Below are 24,467 nucleotides of genomic sequence, written 5' to 3'. Positions count from 1 at the left end.
TGGATCAGCCCCCGGTGCGGGCTTCGAGCTGCCGCACCGTCGCTTCGGGCACGTCAGAGGCCTGAAGCTGTTTCAAAAATCGCTCTTTCTCATCGCGGGCCAGACTGCCATCCCCGCGCACCTGCGCAATCAACCGCGCGCGCCGCTCATCGCTTAACTTGAGCGTGCGAGCCTTCCCGCCCGAGCGCAGGCTTGCGCCATCGCCGCGCAGCGGCCGCACCTTGATCCCCGCCCCCAACAGGGGGGAGCGGCGCGCGACCACCTCGCGCCCCACCAGCGCCGGATCGGCACGTAGCAGCACATCATCGCCCTGCCGCCGCAAAACGGTCACGGGGATGACCTCAAGGCGGCTGTCGTCGCCAAGGGCAAGCACCTCTTCGCTTGTGTTTATGGCCGTCGCGGGAAGGCGGACAACGTTGGGCAGCAGCGGCTCTTTCACCTCGACGGCGACGAAATCACCGGGCTTCAGGCCGCGCGCGGCGTCCAGCCGCGCAAACAGCAGTCTGCCGGTCTGCCCGTCGCCAACGGCCGCGCTATCGCGGTCAAGCACGCCCGAGGCCTCCAGCGCGTCGTCGTTGGTGACAAGGCGCACGGTCACCTCCAGCGGCCTGAGCCGCCCCTGGTCATCCAGCAGGCGCGCATATTGCGTTGTGGACATGCGAAACGACACCTCCAACGCATCGCCATCGATCAAATCCGCCAGACGCTCGCCCGCAGCTATGCGGCCGCCACGTTCCAGCGTGACGTCGTCCAGCATACCGTCGAACTCGGCCCGGATGACGGTATCTGCAAGGCGCCGCTCGGCCTCGGCCAGGGCCAGCCGCGCGCGCGATAGCTGCGCGGCGGCGCGGGCAACGCGCGCTTCGGCCTGCACCACGGCCTGCCGCCGGTTCAAAATCGCCTGCTTCGCAGTGCCAAGCGTCAGCTCCGCCGCCTCGACCGCCGACGATGTTCCCGCCCCGCGCGACAGCAAATCCTTTTGGCGGGCAAGCGCACGTTCCTGTAAATCGGCCTGTTCGCGCGCCGCCTGCAAATCCTCGCGCGCCAATTCCAGCGCGGCGGCGGCTTCCTTATCCTCGGTACGCGCATCGGCCAGATCGTTTTGCGCGCGGTCACGCGCATCACGCAGGTCGGCGGGATCAACCCGCGCCAGAACCTGCCCGCTGCGCACGGTGCCGCCTTCCTTGAAATTGTCGGCCATTTCCACGATGCGCCCGCCGACAGCCGCGCGCAGCTCCAGCGTGCGGCGGCTTTGCACCTCGCCGTAAACACGGATCACGGGGCGGGCGTCCTGCGCGGTTGCGCGGCGCAATGTCACGGCGAAAACGCGTTCTTCCCCGCGAATGGCGCGGGGCTGTTCATCCATGCGCGCCTGCACCGCCTCGCGCACGGTCTGCCCCGCCCACACCAGCAGCGCCAGCGTCAGCGCCAACAAAAACAGACCCGTCAGACTCCGGCGTAGAAAGCGCATATGCCCGTGTTCCTTTCCCAAGCCGCCCCGCCAACCCTTTGATCTAGGTGCGCACGTCCGGCTTGCCAAGCTGAGGTTATACGCGAGGGGGCGCTATTTCCGTCGCTCGTGCTCGGACAAACGCGGAAAAATCTCGACAAAGTTGCAGGGGCGGTGCCGGTAATCCAGTTGCGGTGCCAATATCTCGTCCCAGGCATCCTTGCAGGCGCCGGGGCTTCCGGGCAGGGCAAACAGGTAGGTGCCCTGCGCCACGCCGGCGGTGGCGCGGCTTTGCACGGCGCTGGTGCCGATCTTGTTCATGCTGACGATGGTGAACACGGTGCCGAAGGCGGTGATCTCCTTCTCGTAGACGTCCCGATGCGCCTCGACCGTGACATCGCGCCCGGTCAGGCCGGTGCCGCCCGTGCTTATGATCACGTCGATCCCGGGATCGGCGCACCAGTCGCGCAGTCGCGCGGCGATCTCTGCACGCTCATCGCGAATGATCTTGCGGTCAACCATCTGATGACCCGCTGCCTCGATCCGCGCGGCCAGGGTATCGCCCGATCGGTCCTGCGACAGATCGCGAGTATCCGACACGGTCAGAACCGCGATCCGCACCGGCACGAACTCCTTGCTCTGGTCCAGCTCAGGCATTGCTTATCCTTTCTCCAACAGCGCCAGCCGCGCCGCCAATAGCACGAAAACACCGGCGCTGACACGACTGGCCCACCAGGCAAGCGCCCCATCTGCCGCCAACTTTCGGCCCAAGCCACCCGCGAACACGCCGATCGTCCCATTGATGAGGAAACCGCCAATCGCCAGCACTGTGCCATAAACCAGGAACTGCACCAGCACCCCGCCCGCCGGATCCACGAATTGCGGCACGAAGGCAAGGACGAACAGGATCACCTTCGGATTGGTCAGGTTGACGGTAAGCCCTTGGCGAAACGCCCGCGCGGCAGTCACCGCAGCGACCGGCGCGCGCACGGTCCCGGCCCGCAACGATTGCCACGCCAGCCACAGCAGATACGCCACACCAACCCAGCGGATCACGTCAAACGCACCGGGCAACGCGGCAATCACCGCGCTTAGGCCCAGCCCCGCCGCGAGCGCATGCGCGAACACGCCTGCGGATATACCGGCACTGGCTGCAGTGGCAGGCCCCGGCCCCGCGCGCATCCCCTGCCCAAGGCAAAACAGCATGTCCGCCCCCGGCGTAAGGTTCATCGCCAGCGCCGCCGGCACAAACGCCACAAGCGTAACCGGATCAACCATCCTGCCCCCCGTCGCGCAGCCGCGCCTGAAGGCTTAGCAGATCGGCCCACGCCTCGCGCTTGGCGTGGGGTTTGCGCAGCAGGTAGGCGGGGTGAAACATCGGCAAGGCAGGCGCGCCATAGGCCTGCGTCCAATGCCCCCGCAACCGCGTGATACCGCGCTGCCCAAGTCCCGCCTGACAGCTGATGTTGCCCATCAACACCACGATTTCGGGCGCGGCCAATTCCACGTGGCGGCGCATGAACGGCACCATCATGGCGATTTCCTGCGGCGTGGGGTCACGGTTTTGCGGCGGCCGCCACGGCAGCACGTTGGTGATGTAGACGCCATCGCTTGGCTGCTCCGGCGCCCGCGACAGGCCAATGGCGGCCAGCATCCGGTCCAGCAACTGCCCCGCGCGCCCGACGAACGGCCGGCCTTCGCGGTCCTCGTCGCGGCCCGGTGCCTCGCCTATAATCATGACGCGCGCGCCAGCCACCCCGTCGGCAAAGACGAGGTTCCGCGCGCCACGCCGCAAATCGCAATGCGTGAACCCTGACAATGCGACGCGCAACGCCTCAAGGTCGGGCGCGGCCGCGGCCAGCTTTCGGGCCTCCTCGACCGGGTCGACCTCCGCGACGGGCGCGGGCGGCGCTGCGGCAGACGCAGCCGCCGCCGGTGCGGGTTTTGCCGGCGCAGGGTCCAGCGCAAAGCGATCCACCGGCGCATCCAGGATCGCCTCGGTCGCGCCCAGTTCCACCTGCCATTCCAGCAGCGCCTTCGCCGTGTGATAATCGAGACCCGAATCCATGCGCCTACGTTACTGCGTATGCGACACGCATGAAACACGCTTTGCCACCCTGCACGGATACCGGCGCATTCATCACCGCGCCGCTTGCCCCGCCCGGCGATGGTTCCTATAAGCAGCCCATATCGAACGGAGCGGGCCATGACATTTCCACACCGTCATCTGCTGGGGATCGAGCCTTTGGGCCCGGCCGCCATTTCCGAAATCCTGGACCTGGCCGATAGCTACGTCGATCTGAACCGCCGCGACATCAAGCACGCCGATGCGCTGGCCGGGCTGACGCAAATCAACATGTTCTTTGAAAACTCGACCCGCACGCAGGCCAGTTTCGAATTGGCCGGAAAGCGCCTTGGCGCGGACGTGATGAACATGGCGATGCAGGCCAGCTCGATCAAGAAGGGCGAAACCCTGATCGACACGGCGATGACCCTGAACGCGATGCACCCCGATCTGCTGGTGGTGCGGCATCCGCATTCGGGCGCGGTGGACCTGCTGGCGCAGAAGGTGAACTGCGCCGTCCTGAACGCGGGCGACGGGCGTCATGAGCACCCCACGCAGGCGCTTCTGGACGCGCTGACGATCCGGCGCGCCAAGGGCCGCCTGCACCGCCTGAACATCGCGATTTGCGGCGATATCGCCCATTCCCGGGTGGCGCGGTCCAACATCCTGCTGTTGGGAAAGATGGAAAACCGCATTCGCCTGATCGGGCCGCCGACGCTGATGCCGTCGGGGATCGCGGATTTCGGGGTCGAGGTGTACGACGATATGCGCGCCGGTCTTGACGGGGTGGACGTGGTCATGATGCTACGCCTTCAGCGCGAGCGTATGGACGGCGGCTTCATCCCGTCCGAGCGCGAGTATTACCACCGCTTCGGCCTGGATTCCGAGAAGCTGGGATATGCCAAGGACGACGCCATCGTGATGCACCCCGGCCCGATGAACCGCGGTGTCGAGATCGACGGCACGCTGGCCGATGACATCAACCGCAGCGTGATACAGGAACAGGTCGAGATGGGCGTCGCCGTGCGCATGGCGGCGATGGACCTGCTGGCGCGCAACCTGCACAGCGAACCGGCCGGGGTGATGGTGTGAGCGATCCTGCCCATGACCCTGCCCATGTCACAGCCACCGAACACGGGATCGTGCGGGTGTTCCACCTGTCCTATGCCGTGTCGATGGAGATCGGACACATGGGCACGCTGGACGGGCTTGCGACCGCGCTCGGGGTGCCAGACCTGGACGGCCGCGATGTTCAGATCGTCGCGCTTGCCGAGGTCCAGGAAATGGGCCTGACCGAGTTCCTCAAGCTGGGCTACGAGATCAGCGAAGATGAGATAGAACCGCTGCGCGCCGAACTGGACGGGTTGCAGGGCAAGGTGGCGATCCTGCGCACGGGCGCTTTCGGCGGACGCGACGTGCACCTGGCCACAGACAAAGGCGCACAGCTTATCGCGGCGGTGCAAGAAGGCAGAGCGCGGCCTCCAACCCTGGCACACGCGGACCGCCCCGCCGAAGGCGCCAAGGGCACGCTCGGCGCGCCCGAATCCAAACGCCGCCCGTCGGACGCGGCCATGTCCGGCCGCGTGGCGACTGTGGCCCTTCTGGTTCTGTTCGCGCTGGTGGCCCTCATGGTCTGGATAGGTGGGTAATGTACGATCTGACACCAACAACTGACCTGACCCCCGGCGAAGAAGTGATCGCCAGCTTTCACGCCGACAGGCCGACCTACTGGCGCGACATGGCCACCATGGCGGCGGTTGCGATGGCTATTGGCATGGCCATCCTGTGGGCCATGGGCAACCCGCACATCTGGACCGGCGCGGTTGGCGGCTTGGCGGCGGTCGCGCTCAGGGCGTTCTACATCGCCTCGGACGAGGTGAACGTTCGTTGGGACTTGACCAATCGCCGCGTGCTGGGCCCGCAAGGCCGCGCCGTCAGGTTGGGCGAGATCAAGATGATCCGCACATTGGGCAGCGCCGTGCAACTGGTCACGCATACAGGCGACAAGCATCTGTTGAAATACCAGGCCGACCGCAACGCCACCAAGGCCCGCATTGAGCGCGCCATTGCCGGAGGACGGGGATGACCACGACCCTATTCACCAATGCCCGCCTGATCGACCCGGCGGAGGGAACGGATGCCTCCGGCTGGCTGATGATTGAAAACGGTGTGATCCGTGACATGGGGTATGACGCCGCCCCGCCCAACGCGGACGCGGTGCGCGATTGCGCCGGCAAGTGCCTTGCGCCGGGCATCGTGGATATCGGCGTCAAGGTCTGCGAGCCGGGTGAGCGGCACAAGGAATCCTACCGCTCGGCGGGGCTGGCGGCGGCGGCGGGCGGTGTCACGACCATCGTCACCCGGCCCGACACCGACCCGCCGATTGATAGCCCCGAGGTTCTGGAATTCGTGGCCCGCCGCGCCAGTGAGGCGGCGCCGGTTAACGTGCTGCCAATGGCGACGCTGACGAAATCGCGTGCGGGCCAAGAGATGACCGAGATCGGCTTTCTCATGGATGCGGGCGCCGTCGCCTTCACCGATTGCGACCATGTCGTCACCGACACCCGGGTCCTGAGCCGCGCACTCGGCTATGCGCGCAGCTTGGGCGCGCTGGTGATCACCCACCCGCAGGAACCGGGCCTGAGCAAAGGCGCAACCGCGACCAGCGGCAAGTTCGCCTCGCTGCGCGGGCTGCCGTCTGTTTCCGCGATGGCCGAGCGAATGGGGCTGGACCGCGACATCGCGCTGCTGGAAATGACCGGCGCGCGGATGCACCTTGACCAGATCACCACCGCCCGCGCCCTGCCCGCGCTGGAGCGCGCCAAGCGCAACGGGCTGGACATCACCGCCGGCACCTCGATCCATCACCTGACGTTGAACGAGCTGGACGTGGCCGACTACCGAACCTTTTTCAAGGTCAAGCCGCCACTGCGGGCCGAGGATGACCGCAAGGCCGTGGTCGAGGCCGTCGCAAGCGGCCTCATCGACATCATCAGCTCCATGCACACGCCGCAGGACGAGGAATCCAAACGCCTGCCGTATGAAGAGGCCGCCAGCGGCGCGGTGGCGCTGCAAACACTGCTGCCCGCGGCGCTCAGGCTCTATCATTCCGGCGATCTGAGCCTGCCGCAACTGTTCCGCGCGATGTCGCTCAACCCTGCGCGGCGGCTTGACCTGCCCACAGGGCGGCTTGAGGCGGGCGCGCCCGCTGACCTGGTGCTGTTCGATGCGGATGCGCCGTTCATCCTCGATCGGTTCACGCTGCAATCCAAGTCCCGCAACACGCCCTTTGACGGTCAACGGATGCAGGGTAAGGTCCTGGCAAGCTACGTGAACGGCACCCGCATTTTCGGAGACCTGTGAATGCCCCCCATCGACAGCAGCGGCGCGATGCTCGCCCTTTGGGCGGTTCTCGGCTATGGGCTGGGCTCCATTCCCTTTGGCATCGTACTGGCGTGGATGATGGGGCTGGGCGATCTGCGCAAGATCGGCTCGGGCAACATCGGGGCGACCAACGTGCTGCGCACCGGCAACCGCGGCGCCGCGGCGCTGACGCTGCTGCTGGACGCAAGCAAGGGCGCGGTGGCGGTGTTGCTGGCACGCGCCCTGACCGGCGAGGCGGCGGCGCAACTGGCCGGATTGGCGGCCATCCTGGGCCATTGCCACCCGGTTTGGCTACGGTTTCGCGGCGGCAAGGGCGTTGCGACGTTCCTTGGCCTGATGCTGGCGCTGTCATGGCCGGTGGGGGTGGCCGCCTGCGCCACCTGGGCCGTAACGGCCGCCGCCGCGCGCATCTCGTCGCTGGCCGCCCTGATGGCCGCCGCGCTGTCAAGCATATGGGCGGTTGTTCTCGGGCAGGGCGAGGTGTTCTTCCTGACCGTCGCGCTGACGCTGTTGATCTTCTGGAAGCACCGCGAAAACATCAGCCGGCTGCGCAAGGGCACCGAGCCAAGGATCGGCGCCAAGTAGATCCCGCCCCGGCCGCGGGAGGCCGAAACCGGGGCGACATGCTCAGGCCTGACCGGCCATCCGGTCGGTCGCATCGGCGGTGCGGCGCGTGTTGTGATAAATCCCGAGGATCAAATACAAAACCCCACCGATGAACAGCACGTAAACCGTCCCGAAAATCAGGATCATCAGCCCGGCAAGGATGCCGCCGCCCATCGGCCCCTGGCCCGCACCCGCCATCGCGCCGACGGCACCGATCACGACCCCGATCTCCATCAGCACGACGACCACGCCGACCAGCTTTTCGAACATGTTAATAAAGAAATCGCGCATTTCCGTTCCCTTTCCAGTTGTAGCGTAATCCGCCGATCCTGCGGCAGATCACGTTTTCGGGCAAGGGGGGATCGGCGCGCGCAATCAGTAGCTGTACTCAGTGTATACGCGGCTCAAATCGCCGGCCCATTCGCCGTGGTATTTCTCAAGCAGTTCGTCGGCGGGCGTGCGGCCTGTCTCGACGCTTTCGCGCAATGCATTGAGGAAATGCGTCTCGTCGCGCAAAAGCCCCCCTGCCCCTTCGCGCGCCCGCGCCTTGAGGCCCGCCTCCGCGATATCCAGCGCCGCGCGCGCCAGATCGTGCATGCGCACGCCGCCCGCCTCGGCCTGCAGGCCATCGCGCGCGGCCGCGATGCGCAGCCCCTCGCGCGTCTCGGCGGTCCAGTCCTTGGCCAATTCCCACGCCGCATCCAACGCGCCCTGATCATACATCAGCCCGACCCAGAACGCGGGCAATGCACAAAGCCGCCGCCACGGGCCACCATCGGCCCCGCGCATTTCCATGTATTTCTTGATTCGCGCCTCGGGGAAGATGGTGGTCAGGTGATCGGCCCAATCCGACAACGTCGGCACCTCGCCCGGCAGCGCCGGCAACTCGCCGCGCAGGAAATCGCGGAACGATTGGCCCAGGGCATCGACGTAAACGCCATCGCGATAGACAAAATACATCGGCACATCGAGCGCGTAATCCACGTAGCGCTCGAACCCGAATCCATCTTCGAACACGAACGGCAGCATGCCCGTCCGATCAGCATCCAGATCGCGCCAGATGCGCGCGCGCCACGATTTGTAGCCGTTCGGCTTGCCCTCAAAGAACGGGGAATTGGCGAACAGCGCCGTCGCAACCGGCTGCAGGGCCAGTGCCACCCGAAACTTCTTGACCATGTCCGCCTCGGAGGCGAAATCGAGGTTCACCTGAACCGTGCAGGTGCGATACATCATGGATTTGCCCATGGTGCCAACCCGGTCCATGTAGTCGGTCATCAGCTTGTAGCGCCCCTTGGGCATGATCGGCATCTGCTCATGCGTCCAGATCGGCGCGGCCCCCAGACCGATGAAGCCGACACCGACCTTGTCGGCGATGTCCTTCACGTCGGCCAGGTGCGCGTTCACCTCGTCGCAGGTCTCATGGATGTTGTGCAACGGCGCACCCGACAGCTCCAGTTGCCCGCCCGGCTCAAGCGAGACGTTGGCGCCGTCCTTTTCCAACCCGATCAGCTTGCCGCCCTCCTCAAGGGGCGCCCATCCGTGGCCGTCGCGCAGCCCCTCAAGAACCGCCAGAACGGACCTTTCCCCGGCATACGGGATGGGTTTGAGCGTATCCTTGCAGTAGCCGAATTTCTCGTGCTCGGTGCCAATACGCCAGTCGTCGCGCGGCTTGCAGCCACTTTCCAGGTACTCGGCCAGTTGCGATTGGTGTTCGATCGGCCCGCCGCCGGATTGAGGAATAGACATTGGGGGGAAGTCTCCGATCTTGTGCCTGTTGGTTTGCCGGGGGCCAGAAGTGCGGTGAAACTGCGCGGCTGTCAATGTAGGCGGCGCATCTCTTTTGCCCAGATCACGATGCGGTGTTCTCCGCCGCCGCGCAGTGCCGACAACATGCGTTCGGTGCGCATCCCCGGCAGGGCGGCGAAACTGTCGAACAGGGTATCGGCGTTTTCGGCTGTCACGGGAATCGCCAAGACCGGCTGCCCGGGTTGATAGAGATACCACAAGGGCGGGTCCGGCGCCGGGTCCAGTTCAAGCCGCGACAACTCCGACAGAGCGACCGCGCCGCCGTCATAGGGGCCGAAATAGGCAACCTGCCCCTCGTCCACGCGCACCACGCCCGGGCCACCCTTTCCACGCCAGAAACGGGCCCTTTGCAGCCCCGATACCGACAGAATACAGCCAATAAACAGCACCCCCCAACCGACCCACGACAGTGGCGCAAGCGCGGTCAATCCCCAATAGAGGCCAAGCCCCCCGATCACGGCGCCGGCCAACACTTCGCGCAGTTTCCACAGCGTCGAACGCGCCTCGGGACGGATCAGGCTCATTGCCAATCTCCCAGCGTGCTTTGCCACACGGTCATCGCGGCCACCGCCGCCGTGTCGGCCCTTAACACGCGGGGGCCAAGGCTCACCGCGTGGGCCTGCGGCATGGCATTGAGCCGCGCGCGCTCGGCGTCCGAAAACCCGCCCTCGGGGCCGATCAGGATCGCCCACGGGCGGTTGCCAGCGTTGTCCTGCAACGCGGTTGCCGGGCCGGCTAAGGCCTCGTCACAAAACAACAATTGCCGGTCCGGGGGCCAATCGGCCAACAGCGCTTCAAGCTTTTGCAAATCGTGCACGGCAGGCACGAAGGTGCCACCGCACTGCTCCGCCGCCTCGATCGCGTGGGCCTGCAATCGGTCCTGGCGGACGCGTTCGGAATTGGTGAAATCGGTCTGAACCGGCAGGATCTCCCGCGCGCCCATTTCAGCGGCCTTTTCCACGATGAAATCGGTGCGCGCCTTCTTGATCGGGGCAAACAGAAGCCACAGATCAGGCGGCGTCGACTGCGGCGCACCCGGCGCTTCGCAGCGCAGCAGACCGGCACGCTTGCCCGCTTCCGCGATCCGCGCGATCCACTCCCCGTCACGCCCATTGAACACCCGCACCATAGCACCAACCGCCTGACGCATAACGCCAAACAGGTAATGCGCCTGTGCCCGGTCCAAAGGAACCGTTTGCCCCTGCCCAAGGGGATGCTCTACATAAAGACGGATTTTCGCATCATCACTCATGAGGCCGATACTATGACCGCACCCCGGCAGACACCAGAGGAGCAGGGACAGGTTTCCGACGCTGTCGTGGGAAATTGGGTGGATCGCCACGCCCCGGCCGCGCTGCGCCCCTACCTGAGGCTGAGCCGGGCGGACAGGCCGATTGGCACGTGGTTGCTGCTATTGCCATGCTGGTGGGGCCTGACGCTGGGCATTCTGCACGACGGCGCGTTCGCGGCGTTCGATCTGTGGATTTTCGCGGGCTGCGGTATTGGCGCTTGGCTGATGCGCGGGGCGGGCTGCACGTGGAACGACATCACGGACCGCGACATAGACGGATCAGTGGCACGCACGGCGTCACGGCCCATCCCATCGGGGCAAGTCAGCGTAACGCAGGCGCTGCTGTGGATGGCAGCGCAATGCCTGGTCGCGCTGTTGATCCTTCTGAGCTTCAACACCGCGGCCATCATCCTTGGGGTTGTCGCCCTTGGCCCGGTGGCGATCTATCCCTTTGCCAAGCGGTTCACATGGTGGCCACAGATTTTCCTCGGGCTGGCGTTCAACTGGGGCGCGTTGCTGGCATGGACCGCTCATACCGGGAGCCTCGGTTGGCCGGCGGTCGTTCTCTATCTGTCCGGGATGGCATGGACCCTGTTCTACGACACGATCTATGCCCATCAGGATACCGAGGACGACGCGCTCATCGGGGTGAAGTCGACCGCGCGACTATTCGGTGTCCGCACCGCCATGTGGTTGCGGCGCTTCCTCGTGGTCTGCGTCAGCCTTATGGCGCTGGCCGTTCTGATGGCGATGCTGGGGCAAGATCATCGCGGGGTGCCCGCGCTGCTGATCGCGCTGGCCGGGCCGTGGGCCATGGGCTGGCACATGCTATGGCAATTGCGCCGGTTCGATATGGACAACAACGACGTTTTGCTGAAGCTCTTCAGGTCAAACCGTGATGCCGGCCTGATCCCCGTGCTGTTTTTCGCCGGTGCGGCCCTGCTTTGATTGCACGTCGGCGCGACAGTGCCTAAAGATCGCCGTAGCCAATGGGAACAACAAAGACAATGCGCATTTCCTCCGCCTATGTGATCGCGGCCGCCTTTGCCATCGGCGCCCTGCTCAGCGTGATAGCGGCAAGTGTATCGGTCAACGTGATCGAGGACAGCACCGAGATCGGCGTGCGCCGCTCCCTCGACAATAACGATCTGCCTTGGGCGGAGGTGCGCGCCAACGGCCTGCGCGTCATCCTGTCAGGCACCGCCCCATCCGAGGCGCGGCGCTTCAAGGCACAATCGGTCGCGGGCCAAATCGTCGATGCCGCACGCGTCATCGACAGGATGAAGGTCCAGCCCAGCCTGGACATCGCGCCGCCGCGCTTCTCGGTCGAGATACTGCGCAACGATACCGGCGTGTCGCTTATCGGGCTGATCCCGCGCGCGACAGACCGCGACGCGCTGCTGTCGCGACTGCGCGACATCGATGGCGAGGGGCAGGAAATCGAGGTATCCGATTTCATGGAAACCGCCGATCATCCCGTTCCCGATGAATGGCCCGAAACCATCGACTACACGATCACCGCAACGGCGATGCTCCCGCGTGCCAAGATCTCGGCGACCGCCGGAGAGGTACACATAACGACGATGGCAGACAGCCGCGAGGCGCGGCGAGAGCTGCAAGCCGAGCTGTCGCGCCGCGCACCGCCCGAGATCGAATTGGCGCTGGACATCTCGGCACCCAGGCCTGTCATAACGCCCTTTACCCTGCGCCTTGTGCTGCAAGACGGGATCGCCCGGTTCGACGCGTGTTCAGCCGACTCTGAGGAGGCGCGCGAGCGCATCCTGGCCGCCGCGCGCAAGGCAGGGATGGAAGGGGCTGGCGCCTGCACGATCGGCCTGGGCGTGCCGACCCCCCGATGGGCCGAAGCGGTTGAGATGGCCATCGCGGCACTGGACGATCTTGGCGGCGGGGTGATCACCTTCGCCAATGCCGACATCTCGTTGCTGGCGCAGCGCGGCACCGATCCCGAGCGGTTTGACCGCGTGACCGGGACGTTGGAAAACACGTTGCCCGAAATCTTCACCCTTCACGCCGAATTGCCCGAACCCGAAGAAGAAAAGGACCTGTCGGCGCCCGAATTCGTCGCCACCCTGTCGCCCGAGGGGCTGTTGCAGTTGCGCGGGCACCTGCGCACGGAGCGCACGCGCAAGACAGTGGACAGCTTTGCCAAGGCGCGCTTTGGCGCGGGGGCGGTGCACATGGCGGCCCGCGTCAACGATGCCTTGCCGGCGGAGTGGTCGGTGCGGGTGCTGACCGCGCTTGACGCACTGGCGCGGTTGTCGAACGGCGCCATTACCGTCACCGAAAACGAGGTGAGCGTCCTTGGCGACACCGGATCGCCCGATGCCAAGGCCGATATTGCCCGCCTGCTGGCTGACAAGCTGGGCGAAAAGGCGCGTTTCGAGATCGACGTGACCTATATCGAGAAGTTGGATCCCGTCGCGCAGATGCCCACCCCCGAGGAATGCATCGCCGACATCAACGCGGTTCTCGCGGAGAACAAGATCAACTTCGAGCCCGGCTCGGCCACGCCCGATGCAGAAGCTGCTTCTGTTATCAGTGACATAGCCGACATCCTGAAAGATTGCGGCGAGGTTCGCCTGGAAATCAGCGGCCATACGGATAGCCAGGGCCGCGCGGTCATGAACGAGCAGTTGAGCCAGGCCCGCGCGCAGGCGGTGCTCAACGCGTTGCGGGCGCGGCGCATCCTGACCGGATCATTCGTTGCCAAAGGGTATGGCGAGGATAAACCGATCGCCGACAACGATACCGAGGAAGGGCGAGAGGCCAACCGCCGCATCGAATTCCGCCTTATGCGCCCCGAAGACGACACCTCTGACAGCGCGGGGTCGGACGAAACTGACGGCCCGACCGAACAAGAGGCCCAAGACACGGCGCCCGACAGCGACACGGCAGACGACGGCGCGCAAAGCGCGGACACCGAAGAAACCAACGACACCCAACAAGAAGCGGACCAACAGGATGAACAGGACTGAATTCATCATCGTCACGGCCATCATCCTCTTCGTGGCGTTTTGCCTGGGATGGTTTGCCAACTGGCTTGTCCACAGGTTTACCCGCGTGGCGCAATCGGACATGAGCGAGCTTGAGCGCATGGCGCAAGAGCTGCACGAGGCCGAGGAGACCCGCGAACAGGCGATCACCTACATGCAGCAGCGCGAGGCGGAATTGACCAACCAGATATCGCAAACCGAAGCAGAGCTTTCCGCCGCGATGGAGGGCCTGCGCGAGGCACGTCACGAAGCCGAGGAACTGCGCAGCTATTTCGAGCGCACCAACCAGAACTAGGCGCGGGGCCTGTGGCGAGATCTGCTTTGCAGGCGGTCCCTACCAACGCTTTAGCGCGTCTTCGTCCTCGTCCCGCGCGGCGACCCAATCGCCGCCGTCGGTGGTATGTTCCTTCTTCCAGAACGGCGCGCGGGATTTCAGGTAATCCATAAGGAACTCGGCCGCATCAAAAGCGTTCTTGCGGTGCCTGGCGGCGGCGGCGACCATCATGATCCGCTCACCGGCGCGCATCTCGCCATAGCGGTGAATGATTAGCACATCCGCCAACTCCCACCGCGTACGGGCATCGGCGGCGATCTGCCCCAACGCTTTTTCGGTCATGCCCGGGTAATGCTCGATCACCATCCGGTCCAGACCCGCGCCGCCCGGCAGGTCACGCACGATACCGGTGAAGGTGACCACCGCGCCGGCATCGTCCTGCGCGTCCGCGAAGGCGTTTGCCTCTTCGCCCAGATCAAAGGGTTGCTCCTGCACCCTGATCGTCATCTCAGCCCCCGGTCATGGGCGGAAAGAACGCCACCTCGCGCGCACCGTCCAGCGGCGCGTCGAAATCGGCCAGTTCCTGATCGACCGCAACGCGCAACGCCGACAGGTCGGCGAATGCGGCGGCGTATCTTTCCTCTCGGGCGCGCAATTCGGCGACCAGATCGTTCACCGTGCGCGCCTGCGTTTCCACCTGCTCACGGGGCAGGCCGATCCGCTCGCGTACCCATGCGAAATACAAAACGTCCATCACGCATCATCCCTTAGATACGGCGTCGCCTTGCGGAAATACTCCCACCCGGTGACCAGCGTCAGCGCGGCGGCGATCCACAGCAGGGTCAACCCCGCGCGCCCCGCCCATATCATGGCATGGTATTTCCACACAATTCCAACCTCGTCCGGCATCTGTCCGGACAACACGGCGTCAAAGGTTTCCCGGTCCATCCCCCATGATGCCGCGATCAGGTAATGCTCGAACACGCCTTGGGAAAACAGGACCGCCAGCGCGATCATCTGCGCGGTGGTTTTCCACTTGGCCAGGTTCGTGACCTTGAGCGTCCCGGCGGTGTCGCCAAGGAATTCCCGCATGCCCGAGACGAACACCTCGCGAAACAGAATCATCGTCGCCGGCAGCACCAACCATGGCGACATCGACGAATACCCCACGATCACCATCAGCGCGATCAGGACCATCGCCTTGTCGGCAATCGGGTCCAGCATCGTGCCCAGCTTGGTTTCCTGTTTCCACAGCCGCGCAAGGTAGCCGTCGAACCAATCCGTCACCGCCGCCCCCACGAACAGCAGCAGCGCAAACCAGTCGGCATAGGGCCGCGTGAAATACAGAAACATCACGGCCACACCGGGCGCCGCCAAGAGGCGTAGCGCGGTCAGGATATTGGGTACGGTCCAAGTCATGCGCCATTCCTAGCCTGTCTCGGATGGACTGGAAAGACGTTCCTGCCACGTAGCGCCGCCGTCATGGGGCGTGGGATTAACCTTTCTCATGGAAGAACCCATAAATTGTTTCGGCCAACCCGTCCGAGACCCCCTCGACCGCCTTGAGATCCGCCAGGTTTGCACGACTTACCGCCTTGGCGGACCCGAAATGCGCCAACAGCGCCCGCTTGCGCGCGGCACCGACGCCCGGCACCTCGTCCAGCGGTGTCGCGCCGACCGATTTGGCGCGCTTGGCCCGGTGCGTGCCGATGGCAAAGCGGTGCGCCTCGTCGCGCATCCGCTGAACGAAATAGAGCACCGGATCATTGCGCTGCAATGCAAAGGGGCGCTGACCGGGGCGGTGGAACTCCTCTTTGCCATGGTCGCGGTCTATGCCCTTGGCCACGCCCACCATCGGGATATCCTCTACCCCGTGTTCGGCCATGATCTGCGCGACCGCGCTGACCTGCCCGGCGCCGCCGTCGATCAGCAGCAGGTCGGGCCACAGCCCCTTGTCGCGATCCGGGTCTTCCTTCAGCAGGCGTTTGAACCGGCGGTGCAGCACCTCTTTCATCATGCCGAAGTCGTCGCCCGGCGTCAGGTCATCGCCGCGGATGTTGAACTTGCGATACTGATTCTTCATGAACCCGTCCGGCCCGGCCACGATCATCGCACCCACGGCATTGCTGCCCTGGATGTGCGAGTTGTCGTAGACCTCGATCCGCTCGGGCGGGGCATCCAGGTCAAACGCTTCGGCGATACCCTTGAGCAGGCGCGCCTGCGTGGCGCTTTCGGCCATGCGGCGGGCCAGGGATTCGCGCGCGTTGCGGGTCGCGCCCTCGATCAGCTCGGCCTTTTCACCGCGCTTGGGCACGAGGATTTCCACCTTGCGACCCAGCTTTTCGGTCAACGCCTGCGCCATAAGGTCGGCATTCTCGATCGGGTGCGACAACAGCAATTGGCGCGGCGGCTCCTTGCCGTCGTAGAACTGCCCGATGAACGCCTCCAGCACCTCGGCCGCCTCGATATCGGCGCCGACGCGCGGATAGAAATCGCGGTTGCCCCAATTCTGCCCCGCGCGAATGAAGAACACCTGCACGCAGGCCTGCCCGCCTTGCATGTGCAGGGCGATGATATCCGCCTCGCTCACCGTGCGGGGGTTGATCCCCTGCGCCGTCTGCACCTGCGTCAGCGCGCGGATACGGTCGCGCAGGGCGGCGGCGCGCTCGAATTCCATCGCGTCCGAGGCCGCCTGCATTTCCTTCGCCAGCTTTCCCTGTATCCCGGTCGAGCGCCCGGACAAGAACCGCTCGGCATCGCGCACGGAAGCGGCGTAATCTTCCTGCGAGATCTTGCCCACGCAGGGCCCCGAACAGCGCTTGATCTGGTAGAGCAGACAGGGCCGCGTGCGACTGGCGAACATCGAATCCGTGCAATTTCGAAGCTGGAACACCTTCTGCAACTGGTTGAGCGTGCGGTTCACCGCGCCGGCGCTGGCGAAGGGGCCAAAGTAGCTGCCCTTTTCCTTCTTGGCGCCGCGATGCTTGCGGATCTGCGGGAACGGGTGATCCTTGGTCAGCAGGATGTTGGGAAAGGATTTGTCGTCGCGCAGCAGCACGTTGTAATGCGGCTTGAGTTGCTTGATCAGGTTCTGCTCAAGCAGCAGCGCCTCGGTCTCGGTGCGCGTGGTCAGAAACATCATCGACGCGGTTTCCGAGATCATCCGCGCGATCCGCGCCGAATGACCCGAGGGACGGGCATAATTGCTCACTCGCGCGCGCAGGTTGCGCGCCTTGCCGACGTAGAGAACCCGCGCCTGGGCATCCAGCATCCGATACACACCCGGAGACGCGTCCAATGTGCGCAGGTAGCCTTGTATCACCTCGTGCCCGGTCGGGGGGGCAGGCGTTTTGGGATCATTGGGTGCGGTCATGGGAAGGAAATACGATTCTCTGCCGTGTCCTGCAATCTTTCGGCGGTACAAACAAGGGTAAAGCTGTCCACGGTTTCTGTGGATAACTCTGGTGACAAGATTTGACGAAGCCAAAATTTCCGTTGCATTCAGTGCAGTTCCTCAGCTTGCACAAAAAATAGGCAGTATTGCAAGCAGTTGATATTAGGAGGTAATTTTTTTAACTCTCGGCAAAATACTGAAAACATTGACGTTTTTGTAACGGATTTTTTACGTGCCGCGATGCAGTGCAAAACTCTGAACGCCCCGGCGGCTATCACTCGGTGCCAAGGACATCGGGCGTCTGCCAACCAAGGTGCTGCCCCCCGTCCACACAAAGCAACTGACCCGTCACAGAAGGCGCGTCCAGGAAATAGCCAAGGGCCGCCGTGATATCCGCAGGGTTCGCCCCGCGCCCCAAAACAGTGGCGTCGCGCTGCCGCTGAAAATGGCTATCGCTCTGGCGTGTGCCCTGCAATGTCGGGCCCGGTCCGATGGCGTTGACGCGCAACTTTGGCGCGAGTGCCTGCGCGGCGGTCCGGGTAAAGGCCCACAGCCCCATCTTGGCCAGCGTGTAGCTCATGAATTCCGGTGTCAGCTTACGCACCCGCTGATCCACCATGTTCACCACCAGCCCGCGCGCCAGCGGCTCGCCCAGGGTATCCGTGTCCGGCGCGGGAATGTCCCGCGCCACCGCCTGCGTCAGAACGAAGGGCGCGCGCAGGTTCGATTCGAAATGCCGGTCCCAGCTTTCGCGCGACGCGGTTTCGATCGTGTCATGCTCAAAAATCGACGCGTTGTTCACCAAGCAGGTGATCGGACCGCCAAGCGCCTCGGACGCGGCAGGCACGAGGCGCGTCACCTCTTCCTCACGCAGAAGATCAGCCTGCAACACGCACGCCTTGCGTCCAACCGCACGAATTTCCCCGGCAACTGCGGCCGCCTCGTGTTCCGACGAGCCATAGTGAACGGCGACGTCATAGCCGCGGTGCGCCAGGTACAGCGCCATCTGACGGCCCAGCCGTTTGCCTGCCCCGGTGACCAGTGCGCGCGTCATGGTATCCCCTTCCGATCAGCCAGTTCAGTGTAGCACGATCCAGACATAGACCAGATACAGCCCGGTCAAGATCACGCCCCATACAAACGAGAGATTCCACCGAAAGAAAACGAACGGCGCCAGCAACAGCGATGCGCCCAGCATGACCCACAGATCGAACCTCAGCAGCTCCGCATCCACCGGGATCGGACTAACCAGCGATGCGACACCGATGATTGCCAACAGGTTAAACATGTTGGAGCCGATCACATTGCCCAAGGCCACGTCCGCCTCGCGCCGCAGGGCTGCCATCACCGTTGTCGCCAGCTCGGGCAGCGACGTACCAACCGCGACCATGGTCAAGCCGATCACGCTTTCGCTCAGACCGAAGGTCCGGGCGATCACGACTGCGCTATCCACCAGAATATCGGCGCCAAGCGGCAGCCCGATCAGCCCAAGCACCAGGTAGAGCACGATCCGCCACCACGGCATGTCGGGGTCGGCGCCTTCCAGCTCTTCCAGGAACTCTTCGGCCATGGCCTGCTCGCGTGCACTGGCCTCGGCGCGGCGATGGCTGCGGGCATCGAAAAAGGCAAAGACAAGGATCATGGTCAGGGCCAGCAACAGCACCATGCCGCTTATCGCCGTGAACGGACCAACAAACGCGAGCCCGATGAACAGTGCCGATGCCAGGATCATGAAGATGTAATTCTTGCGCGTCTCGCATTCCCCTGTGTGCATCGTCGCAAGCATGGCGGGAATACCCAGCACCAACAGGATATTGGCGGTGTTCGAGCCCACGACATTACCCATGGCGATGCCCGGCACCCCCCTGAGCGCGGCCTGCACGGAAATCAGCATCTCGGGCGCGGATGTGCCGAATGCCACGATTGTCAGGCTGACGATCAGCGCCGGCACGCCCAATCGCAAGCTGACGTTGACAGCCCCGCGCACCAGCGCATCGCCGGCCAGCAGCAAGATCAACAGGCCCAGCCCTGCCAACACCCAAACCATGCCTTAGCCGTCCTTCTTCTTGCAGGGGCACGGCCCCTTTCCGATCCGTAGCCGTCCGCAATCAGGGCACCGCGCATCGCGCAACCGCCGGGCACCGGGCATCCGTAGCTTGCCGAACATGGCAAGCACGCCGATGGCGATCAAAAAGAGGGTGACAATCTTGAGGATCAAGTTACAGCCCGTACCGCGCGAATGACGCACGGTCCTCCACATCAGCCATGACATCGGTGACCACGGAGGCACTCAGCCGTTGCATCAAGCCGCGCCGCGGCCCGTAGCGCAGGAAAACCGACTTGTCGCCATAAAGCTCTCTCAGCTTATCCTCGGGATGGGCGATGCCATCAATTAGGCCCAGCTCACGCGCCGTGCCACCCAGCCAGAAGCGCCCGCTGAACAGGTCTTCGTCATCGCTCAGCTTGTCACCGCGGCGTTGCTGCACGTAGGAGACGAAGCCGCTATGCATCTCCTCCAGAAGCCCCTTGAGGATCTCGACATCCTCTTCCTTCTGGGGAAGGAACGGATCGAGGATGCTTTTGGATTTCGCGGAGGTGAACACGCGCCGCTCGATGCCATAACGCTCGATCAGGTCATGCGCGCCGAACCCCGCCGAGATCACCCCGATCGAACCAACGATCGAGCCTGCATCGGCCCATATGTCATCCGCCGCGGCAGCCAGCCAATAACCGCCAGAAGCGGCCACATCTTCGACAAAAGCATGCACGGGCAACTTGTGCTTTTCGGCCAGCCCCCTGATGCGTGCCGCGATCAGCGCCGATTGCACGGGCGAGCCGCCGGGTGAATTGATAACCAGCGCCACCGCCTTGGGCTTGCCGCGCCGAAAAGCCCGCTCGATCACCGGGCGCAAGGCATTGTCACTAAGCGCTGCGCGTCCGCCAAGGCCGATGCTGCCGGTTAACCGGATCACCGCGACCACGGGCGGGCCCTGGACGAATGGGATAAATCGTTTCATGCCACCGGATGTAGATGGCCGATGGGAGACAAACAAGGCTCAGCCCCGCAATGAACCTCCACGGCGGCACAAAAACAACAACAGCCCTACGGACGAAGGCGCCAGCCGCTGCGAAAGATCCACCAGACCGCGCCAAGACACAGGCCCAGAAACAGCCCGATCGCCAGAAGGCTTGATACGATCGGCACGTCCGCCACGCCGTAGAACGACCACCGGAACCCCGAGATCAGGTAAACCACCGGATTGAACATGGTGATCCACTGCCAGACCGGCGGCAGCATCGAAATGGAGTAGAAAGACCCCCCCAAAAACACCAGCGGCGTCACGATCAACAGCGGCACCAGTTGCAGTTGCTCGAAATTCTCGGCCCATATCCCGATGATGAACCCGAACAGGGCAAACGACACGCAGGTCAGCAGCAGAAACGCGAGCATCGAGAGCGGATGCAACACCTGCATGTCCACGAACAGCGAGGCCGTCACCATGATGACCGTCCCGATGAACAGCGACTTGGTCGCGGCAGCGCCAACATAGCCCAGCACGATTTCAAGGAAATTCACCGGCGCCGAGAGCAGCTCGTAAATCGTGCCGATGAACTTGGGAAAGTAGATGCCGAAAGAGGCATTCGATATCGCCTGCGTCATCACCGTCAACATCACCAGGCCCGGCACGATGAAGGCGCCATAGCTGACGCCTTCCACCTCGTCGATGCGGCTACCGATGGCCGCACCGAACACGACGAAGTAAAGCGATGTCGAGATCACCGGCGACACGAAGCTTTGCAGCAACGTGCGAAAGAAGCGTGACATTTCAAATCGGTAGATCGCGGCGACCCCGCGCCAGTTGAGGCCCATCATGCCGCGTTCTCCTCTTGCACAAGCCCGACGAATATCTCTTCCAGGCTGCTTTGACTTGTTTGAATGTCGCGAAGGACGATGCCAGCCTCGGACAGATCCGACAGCAGCCGCGTGATGCCGGTGCGCGCGCCGGTGGTGTCATAGGTGTAGATCAGCGCATCCCCGCCATCCACCAGTTCCAGATCGTGCTCGGACAGCCCATCGGGCAATTCCGAAACCGGCTCGTGTAATTCGATCCGCAATTGCTTGCGGCCCATCCGGTTCATCAACGTGTCCTTGTCCTCGACCAACAGGATGCGGCCCTTGCTGATCACGCCGACACGATCGGCGATGGCCTCGGCCTCTTCGATGTAATGGGTGGTTAGAATGATGGTCACGCCGTCATTCTTCAGCCCGGCAACGGTTTCCCACATGCCGCGGCGCAACTCGACATCGACGCCGGCCGTGGGCTCGTCCAGGAACAGGATGCGCGGCTCGTGCGCCAACGCCTTGGCGATCAGAACGCGGCGCTTCATGCCGCCCGACAATTCCATGATTCGCGAGTTGCGCTTGTCCCACAGCGAAAGCTGGCGCAGCGTTTTCTCGATATGCGCCTCGTCGCGCGGTTTTCCGAACAATCCGCGCGAGAACCGGACCGAGTTTATCACCTTGTCGAACGGCTCCAGCGTGATCTCCTGCGGGACCAGACCGATCAGCGCCCGCGCCTTGCGGTAATCGGTCACGATGTCGTGGCCATCGACCCGCACGCTGCCGCCGGTGGCCTGCACCAGACCGCAAATCGTGGATATCAACGTGGTCTTGCCTGCCCCGTTCGGCCCCAGCAGGGCCAGAACCTCGCCCTGCTCAATATCCAATGAAACGCCGGACAGGGCCTTGAACCCGTCGGCATATGTCTTTTCCAGACTGTCCACGGTAACGATCGCTGGCATGGTCCCTCCTGTTCGCCGGGCCGACCATATGGCAGGCTCAGGCGCGGCGAAAGACCCCGCCGCGCAGGGCGCACCCTGCGCACATGCACACGTGGCGGGCGATCACCCCCTCAGGCGGTGCAACCATCCCTTTTTCTTGGCTTCCGGCGGCTCATCGGTCGGCGCACCCTCTTCGTCTTCGGGGGCTTCCAGCACCTCCTGGAACCGGGTGAAGAACTGATCGGCCATCTTCTTGGCGAACCCATCGATCAGGCGGCTGCCAAGCTGCGCCAGCTTGCCGCCGACCTTGGCATCCACGTCATAATGCAGGCGCGTGCCGCCCTCGATTTCCTCCAGCCGGACATCGGCGGCCCCCTTGGCAAAGCCCGCCGCGCCGCCCTTGCCCTCGCCCGACAAGGTCAGGCTTTCAGGTTCGACCATCTCGGTCAGGGTCACGGTGCCCTTGAACGTGGCCTTCACCGGGCCGACCTTCTGCGTCACGACAGCCTGAAACCCGTCCTCGGGCGAACCTGTCAGCTCTTGCGTCCCCGAAACGCATTCCTTCAGTACCTCGGGACTAAGCAGCGCGGCCCACACCGTGGCACGATCCGCCTTGATATCGCGGGCATCTGTCATCTTCATCGGGTCATCCTTTCGCGTCGCCTTGGCATTAGCCTAGCCCAACGGCGCTGCCGCGCCAAGCAGGCAGGTGTCGCAAACAGACTGGTTCAACTGCAAAGGGGATGCTAGCCACGGATGAAAGGAACGCCCATGACCGCCCCGACATCCCCCGGCCCCATGACGGGCAACCCCGCACTTGGCATTGGTTTCGTGCTGCTCGGGGTGACCGCGATTTCGATCAACGACATGCTCATCAAGCAGCTTTCGGGCGGCTACCCCTTGCACCAGATGGTGTTCATCCGCTCAGGTATCGGCATCTTCTTTTCGCTCATGCTGGTTCAGATGGAAGGCGGCCTTGCGATCCTGCGCACCAAGCGCCCGCTTCTGCACCTGACGCGCGGCCTGTTGGTCGTGCTGTCGAACATGACCTTTTTCGGCGCGCTTGCCGTGCTGCCGCTGGCGGATGCGACGGCCCTGTTTTTCGTTGCGCCGCTGATGATTACGCTGCTGTCGATCCCGATGCTGGGGGAAAAGGTGGGGCCGATGCGCCTTGGCGCCGTGGTGGTGGGCCTTATGGGCGTGGTGATCATGATGAAGCCCTGGCAAAGCGCCGGCGCGCTCGAGGTATCGCGCGCGGTGTTGCTGTTGCCGGTGGCGGCGGCGCTGACCTATGCACTGTTCCAGATCCTTACGCGCAAGCTGGGCGCCTCGACCCGCGCGTCGGCCATGGCTGTCTATATCCAGGGCATATTCATGATCGTGTCGCTGGGCGTTTACGCTGTCGCGGGCGACGGGCACCTTGCAAACGGGGTCGAGAACGCATCGCTTGTCTTTCTGCTGCGCGAATGGGTCTGGCCGCAGGGCACCGATATCTGGCTGTTCCTTGGGCTTGGCCTGAACTCGGCGGTGATCGGTTACTCTCTCAGCCAGGCCTACCGTCTTACCGATGCGGCCACCGTCGCCCCGTTCGAATACGTCGGACTGCCGCTCGCGGTGTTCTGGGGCTGGATCATCTGGGGGGACTTGCCCGATCTGGCCGTCACGGCCGGTATCGTTCTGATCGTCGGGTCGGGCCTGTTCGTGTTCCTGCGCGAGAGGCAACGCAAGCGCCGGCTGGTCAGTGCGCAGCGCGTCCACCGCCGCTACTGAATCGCGGCGGGCGGTGCGTAAATAGCTGACCATTCCCCCTTGCAAATGCCGATCAGCCGGTTTAATCGCCTCCCACGGTCGGAGTGTAGCTCAGCCTGGTAGAGCACTGTCTTCGGGAGGCAGGGGCCGGAGGTTCGAATCCTCTCACTCCGACCATATAAAAAAGGGCCCCGAGGGGCCCTTTGGTTTTGCAAGATGTGTTTTTTTCTGGGACGCGTCCCAGAAACGAGATGCCGTCATCGCTTCACGGTGGCGCCTGTCCCTTTCCCATAGGCGACAGGTCTGCATGACGCTAATCGTTGATGTGCACGTCGGACCCTTAGGATTTGCCCATTTTGTTGGCTCTGTTGCACAAAGCGCGTGAGGGATTCATGTCGCGAATCCAGTGTGGTAGCTGGGCGACATGAGCAGACCCACACCCCCAACCTACAAGACCAGGAACTGGCCGGCCTATAACGAAGCGCTCAAGCGCCGTGGCTCGCTGACAGTCTGGTTTGACCCGGAGATGATCTGGGAGGCTGCGCCGACCGGTAAGCGCGGTCGGCAGCAGACCTACAGCGACACCGCTATCCAGACATGCTTGACGATGAAAGTGTTGTTCGGCATGGCGCTACGCCAGACCACAGGCTTC

Annotated in this window: 28 protein-coding genes and 1 tRNA gene; 11 read left to right on the top strand and 18 right to left on the bottom strand. The window is 63.9% G+C overall.

Going from position 1 to position 24,467, the window contains the following annotated elements; translation table 11 throughout:
• Window positions 1-4: 4 nt before the first annotated feature.
• The 4 genes from G568_RS0111785 to G568_RS0111770 all read right to left on the bottom strand — a co-directional run bounded on the left by G568_RS0111785 (window position 5) and on the right by G568_RS0111770 (window position 3,518).
• The gene (locus G568_RS0111785) at window positions 5-1,471 is read right to left on the bottom strand and encodes an efflux RND transporter periplasmic adaptor subunit (RefSeq protein WP_026758229.1); all 1,467 of its coding nucleotides are present in this window, start codon (window positions 1,469-1,471) and stop codon (window positions 5-7) included.
• Between the two features lie 93 nt (window positions 1,472-1,564).
• On the bottom strand, window positions 1,565-2,107 hold the full coding sequence (gene moaB, locus G568_RS0111780) for a molybdenum cofactor biosynthesis protein B (protein ID WP_026758228.1): 543 nt from the start codon (window positions 2,105-2,107) through the stop codon (window positions 1,565-1,567).
• A 3-nt stretch (window positions 2,108-2,110) separates the two neighbouring features.
• Window positions 2,111-2,728, bottom strand: a complete 618-nt coding sequence (locus G568_RS0111775; RefSeq protein WP_026758227.1) for a LysE family translocator — start codon at window positions 2,726-2,728, stop codon at window positions 2,111-2,113.
• Window positions 2,721-3,518, bottom strand: a complete 798-nt coding sequence (locus tag G568_RS0111770) for a uracil-DNA glycosylase (RefSeq protein WP_026758226.1) — start codon at window positions 3,516-3,518, stop codon at window positions 2,721-2,723. The genes G568_RS0111775 and G568_RS0111770 overlap by 8 nt, the downstream gene beginning before the upstream one ends.
• A gap of 138 nt (window positions 3,519-3,656) precedes the next feature.
• On the opposite strand from G568_RS0111770, the gene G568_RS0111765 reads away from it, so the two are divergent.
• The 5 genes from G568_RS0111765 to plsY are packed head-to-tail and all read left to right on the top strand — an operon-like array spanning window position 3,657 to window position 7,484.
• A complete protein-coding gene (locus G568_RS0111765) occupies window positions 3,657-4,607 on the top strand; it encodes an aspartate carbamoyltransferase catalytic subunit (RefSeq protein WP_026758225.1) in 951 nt (316 codons plus the stop codon).
• Window positions 4,604-5,164 carry a hypothetical protein gene (locus G568_RS0111760; protein WP_026758224.1) on the top strand — a complete coding sequence of 187 codons (561 nt, stop codon included), beginning with the start codon at window positions 4,604-4,606 and terminating at the stop codon, window positions 5,162-5,164. Before G568_RS0111765 ends, G568_RS0111760 begins: the two co-directional genes overlap by 4 nt.
• Window positions 5,164-5,601 (top strand): hypothetical protein, encoded by a 438-nt coding sequence (locus G568_RS0111755; protein WP_051202957.1) that lies wholly within the window; start codon window positions 5,164-5,166, stop codon window positions 5,599-5,601. The genes G568_RS0111760 and G568_RS0111755 overlap by 1 nt, the downstream gene beginning before the upstream one ends.
• Complete coding sequence (gene pyrC, locus G568_RS0111750; RefSeq protein ID WP_026758222.1) at window positions 5,598-6,878, top strand: dihydroorotase; 1,281 nt, start codon at window positions 5,598-5,600, stop codon at window positions 6,876-6,878. The genes G568_RS0111755 and pyrC overlap by 4 nt, the downstream gene beginning before the upstream one ends.
• Complete coding sequence (gene plsY / locus G568_RS0111745; protein WP_026758221.1) at window positions 6,879-7,484, top strand: glycerol-3-phosphate 1-O-acyltransferase PlsY; 606 nt, start codon at window positions 6,879-6,881, stop codon at window positions 7,482-7,484.
• Between the two features lie 42 nt (window positions 7,485-7,526).
• Here the strand turns inward: plsY and G568_RS0111740 are convergent, their stop codons facing one another.
• The 4 genes from G568_RS0111740 to G568_RS0111725 all read right to left on the bottom strand — a co-directional run bounded on the left by G568_RS0111740 (window position 7,527) and on the right by G568_RS0111725 (window position 10,563).
• Window positions 7,527-7,796: a hypothetical protein gene (locus G568_RS0111740; protein WP_026758220.1), complete on the bottom strand. Its 270-nt coding sequence runs from the start codon at window positions 7,794-7,796 to the stop codon at window positions 7,527-7,529.
• 84 nt (window positions 7,797-7,880) lie between these two features.
• Complete coding sequence (locus G568_RS0111735; protein WP_026758219.1) at window positions 7,881-9,251, bottom strand: glutamate--cysteine ligase; 1,371 nt, start codon at window positions 9,249-9,251, stop codon at window positions 7,881-7,883.
• 71 nt (window positions 9,252-9,322) lie between these two features.
• Window positions 9,323-9,835 carry a hypothetical protein gene (locus G568_RS0111730; RefSeq protein ID WP_026758218.1) on the bottom strand — a complete coding sequence of 171 codons (513 nt, stop codon included), beginning with the start codon at window positions 9,833-9,835 and terminating at the stop codon, window positions 9,323-9,325.
• Window positions 9,832-10,563, bottom strand: coding sequence for a 16S rRNA (uracil(1498)-N(3))-methyltransferase (locus G568_RS0111725; protein WP_037374066.1), 732 nt, complete (start codon window positions 10,561-10,563; stop codon window positions 9,832-9,834). The genes G568_RS0111730 and G568_RS0111725 overlap by 4 nt, the downstream gene beginning before the upstream one ends.
• Before the next feature lie 12 nt (window positions 10,564-10,575).
• Between G568_RS0111725 and ubiA the strand changes: the two genes are divergently transcribed.
• From ubiA to G568_RS0111710, 3 genes are read left to right on the top strand one after another with little or no spacing between them, the layout of a single operon-like run.
• Window positions 10,576-11,550, top strand: coding sequence for a 4-hydroxybenzoate octaprenyltransferase (gene ubiA, locus G568_RS0111720; protein ID WP_026758216.1), 975 nt, complete (start codon window positions 10,576-10,578; stop codon window positions 11,548-11,550).
• 59 nt (window positions 11,551-11,609) lie between these two features.
• Window positions 11,610-13,598 (top strand): OmpA family protein, encoded by a 1,989-nt coding sequence (locus G568_RS0111715; protein WP_026758215.1) that lies wholly within the window; start codon window positions 11,610-11,612, stop codon window positions 13,596-13,598.
• Window positions 13,585-13,911: a hypothetical protein gene (locus G568_RS0111710; protein ID WP_026758214.1), complete on the top strand. Its 327-nt coding sequence runs from the start codon at window positions 13,585-13,587 to the stop codon at window positions 13,909-13,911. The genes G568_RS0111715 and G568_RS0111710 overlap by 14 nt, the downstream gene beginning before the upstream one ends.
• Before the next feature lie 39 nt (window positions 13,912-13,950).
• On the opposite strand, the gene moaE is transcribed toward G568_RS0111710, so the two are convergent.
• The 10 genes from moaE to G568_RS0111655 all read right to left on the bottom strand — a co-directional run bounded on the left by moaE (window position 13,951) and on the right by G568_RS0111655 (window position 22,708).
• The gene (gene moaE, locus G568_RS0111705) at window positions 13,951-14,397 is read right to left on the bottom strand and encodes a molybdopterin synthase catalytic subunit MoaE (RefSeq protein WP_026758213.1); all 447 of its coding nucleotides are present in this window, start codon (window positions 14,395-14,397) and stop codon (window positions 13,951-13,953) included.
• A gap of 1 nt (window position 14,398) precedes the next feature.
• Complete coding sequence (gene moaD, locus G568_RS0111700; protein WP_026758212.1) at window positions 14,399-14,644, bottom strand: molybdopterin converting factor subunit 1; 246 nt, start codon at window positions 14,642-14,644, stop codon at window positions 14,399-14,401.
• Window positions 14,644-15,309: a CDP-diacylglycerol--glycerol-3-phosphate 3-phosphatidyltransferase gene (gene pgsA / locus G568_RS0111695; protein WP_026758211.1), complete on the bottom strand. Its 666-nt coding sequence runs from the start codon at window positions 15,307-15,309 to the stop codon at window positions 14,644-14,646. Before pgsA ends, moaD begins: the two co-directional genes overlap by 1 nt.
• Before the next feature lie 76 nt (window positions 15,310-15,385).
• Window positions 15,386-17,263, bottom strand: coding sequence for an excinuclease ABC subunit UvrC (uvrC, locus tag G568_RS0111690; protein WP_026758210.1), 1,878 nt, complete (start codon window positions 17,261-17,263; stop codon window positions 15,386-15,388).
• Window positions 17,264-17,558: 295 nt separating this feature from the next.
• Entirely contained in the window at window positions 17,559-18,338 is a 780-nt protein-coding gene (locus G568_RS0111685) for an SDR family oxidoreductase (RefSeq protein WP_026758209.1), read from the bottom strand.
• A gap of 24 nt (window positions 18,339-18,362) precedes the next feature.
• The gene (locus tag G568_RS0111680; protein WP_026758208.1) at window positions 18,363-19,331 is read right to left on the bottom strand and encodes a calcium/sodium antiporter; all 969 of its coding nucleotides are present in this window, start codon (window positions 19,329-19,331) and stop codon (window positions 18,363-18,365) included.
• 172 nt (window positions 19,332-19,503) lie between these two features.
• Complete coding sequence (locus tag G568_RS0111670) at window positions 19,504-20,301, bottom strand: S49 family peptidase (protein ID WP_026758206.1); 798 nt, start codon at window positions 20,299-20,301, stop codon at window positions 19,504-19,506.
• Window positions 20,302-20,387: 86 nt separating this feature from the next.
• Entirely contained in the window at window positions 20,388-21,158 is a 771-nt protein-coding gene (locus tag G568_RS0111665) for an ABC transporter permease (RefSeq protein ID WP_026758205.1), read from the bottom strand.
• Window positions 21,155-22,087 (bottom strand): ABC transporter ATP-binding protein, encoded by a 933-nt coding sequence (locus G568_RS0111660; protein WP_026758204.1) that lies wholly within the window; start codon window positions 22,085-22,087, stop codon window positions 21,155-21,157. Before G568_RS0111660 ends, G568_RS0111665 begins: the two co-directional genes overlap by 4 nt.
• A 102-nt stretch (window positions 22,088-22,189) precedes the next feature.
• Entirely contained in the window at window positions 22,190-22,708 is a 519-nt protein-coding gene (locus G568_RS0111655; RefSeq protein ID WP_026758203.1) for an SRPBCC family protein, read from the bottom strand.
• Window positions 22,709-22,837: 129 nt separating this feature from the next.
• Here G568_RS0111655 and G568_RS0111650 point away from each other — a divergent pair, with 129 nt between their 5' ends.
• The 3 genes from G568_RS0111650 to G568_RS0111640 all read left to right on the top strand — a co-directional run.
• Window positions 22,838-23,836, top strand: coding sequence for a DMT family transporter (locus G568_RS0111650; RefSeq protein ID WP_245582936.1), 999 nt, complete (start codon window positions 22,838-22,840; stop codon window positions 23,834-23,836).
• A gap of 79 nt (window positions 23,837-23,915) precedes the next feature.
• Window positions 23,916-23,992: transfer RNA gene (locus G568_RS0111645), tRNA-Pro, on the top strand.
• Between the two features lie 247 nt (window positions 23,993-24,239).
• On the top strand, window positions 24,240-24,467 hold a 228-nt coding region (locus G568_RS0111640), incomplete at its 3' end, for an IS5/IS1182 family transposase (RefSeq protein ID WP_026758201.1).

Origin of the sequence: Sediminimonas qiaohouensis DSM 21189, from assembly GCF_000423645.1 — a bacterium.
Lineage (GTDB): Bacteria > Pseudomonadota > Alphaproteobacteria > Rhodobacterales > Rhodobacteraceae > Sediminimonas > Sediminimonas qiaohouensis.
This window is presented reverse-complemented; position numbering and strand designations above follow the sequence as displayed.

Excerpts from the sequence above, each read along its gene's own strand:
- moaB (WP_026758228.1), bottom strand. The coding sequence starts at position 2,107 with ATGCCTGAGCTGGACCAGAGCAAGGAGTTCGTGCCGGTGCGGATCGCG.
- G568_RS0111650 (WP_245582936.1), top strand. The coding sequence starts at position 22,838 with ATGACCGCCCCGACATCCCCCGGCCCCATGACGGGCAACCCCGCACTT.
- G568_RS0111725 (WP_037374066.1), bottom strand. The coding sequence starts at position 10,563 with ATGAGTGATGATGCGAAAATCCGTCTTTATGTAGAGCATCCCCTTGGG.
- moaE (WP_026758213.1), bottom strand. The coding sequence starts at position 14,397 with ATGACGATCAGGGTGCAGGAGCAACCCTTTGATCTGGGCGAAGAGGCA.
- G568_RS0111785 (WP_026758229.1), bottom strand. The coding sequence starts at position 1,471 with ATGCGCTTTCTACGCCGGAGTCTGACGGGTCTGTTTTTGTTGGCGCTG.
- G568_RS0111665 (WP_026758205.1), bottom strand. The coding sequence starts at position 21,158 with ATGATGGGCCTCAACTGGCGCGGGGTCGCCGCGATCTACCGATTTGAA.
- G568_RS0111655 (WP_026758203.1), bottom strand. The coding sequence starts at position 22,708 with ATGAAGATGACAGATGCCCGCGATATCAAGGCGGATCGTGCCACGGTG.
- plsY (WP_026758221.1), top strand. The coding sequence starts at position 6,879 with ATGCCCCCCATCGACAGCAGCGGCGCGATGCTCGCCCTTTGGGCGGTT.
- G568_RS0111670 (WP_026758206.1), bottom strand. The coding sequence starts at position 20,301 with ATGAAACGATTTATCCCATTCGTCCAGGGCCCGCCCGTGGTCGCGGTG.
- G568_RS0111765 (WP_026758225.1), top strand. The coding sequence starts at position 3,657 with ATGACATTTCCACACCGTCATCTGCTGGGGATCGAGCCTTTGGGCCCG.
- G568_RS0111770 (WP_026758226.1), bottom strand. The coding sequence starts at position 3,518 with ATGGATTCGGGTCTCGATTATCACACGGCGAAGGCGCTGCTGGAATGG.
- G568_RS0111710 (WP_026758214.1), top strand. The coding sequence starts at position 13,585 with ATGAACAGGACTGAATTCATCATCGTCACGGCCATCATCCTCTTCGTG.
- pyrC (WP_026758222.1), top strand. The coding sequence starts at position 5,598 with ATGACCACGACCCTATTCACCAATGCCCGCCTGATCGACCCGGCGGAG.
- G568_RS0111735 (WP_026758219.1), bottom strand. The coding sequence starts at position 9,251 with ATGTCTATTCCTCAATCCGGCGGCGGGCCGATCGAACACCAATCGCAA.
- pgsA (WP_026758211.1), bottom strand. The coding sequence starts at position 15,309 with ATGACTTGGACCGTACCCAATATCCTGACCGCGCTACGCCTCTTGGCG.
- G568_RS0111660 (WP_026758204.1), bottom strand. The coding sequence starts at position 22,087 with ATGCCAGCGATCGTTACCGTGGACAGTCTGGAAAAGACATATGCCGAC.
- G568_RS0111685 (WP_026758209.1), bottom strand. The coding sequence starts at position 18,338 with ATGACGCGCGCACTGGTCACCGGGGCAGGCAAACGGCTGGGCCGTCAG.
- G568_RS0111730 (WP_026758218.1), bottom strand. The coding sequence starts at position 9,835 with ATGAGCCTGATCCGTCCCGAGGCGCGTTCGACGCTGTGGAAACTGCGC.
- G568_RS0111680 (WP_026758208.1), bottom strand. The coding sequence starts at position 19,331 with ATGGTTTGGGTGTTGGCAGGGCTGGGCCTGTTGATCTTGCTGCTGGCC.
- G568_RS0111755 (WP_051202957.1), top strand. The coding sequence starts at position 5,164 with ATGTACGATCTGACACCAACAACTGACCTGACCCCCGGCGAAGAAGTG.
- G568_RS0111715 (WP_026758215.1), top strand. The coding sequence starts at position 11,610 with ATGCGCATTTCCTCCGCCTATGTGATCGCGGCCGCCTTTGCCATCGGC.
- G568_RS0111740 (WP_026758220.1), bottom strand. The coding sequence starts at position 7,796 with ATGCGCGATTTCTTTATTAACATGTTCGAAAAGCTGGTCGGCGTGGTC.
- uvrC (WP_026758210.1), bottom strand. The coding sequence starts at position 17,263 with ATGACCGCACCCAATGATCCCAAAACGCCTGCCCCCCCGACCGGGCAC.
- moaD (WP_026758212.1), bottom strand. The coding sequence starts at position 14,644 with ATGGACGTTTTGTATTTCGCATGGGTACGCGAGCGGATCGGCCTGCCC.
- ubiA (WP_026758216.1), top strand. The coding sequence starts at position 10,576 with ATGACCGCACCCCGGCAGACACCAGAGGAGCAGGGACAGGTTTCCGAC.
- G568_RS0111775 (WP_026758227.1), bottom strand. The coding sequence starts at position 2,728 with ATGGTTGATCCGGTTACGCTTGTGGCGTTTGTGCCGGCGGCGCTGGCG.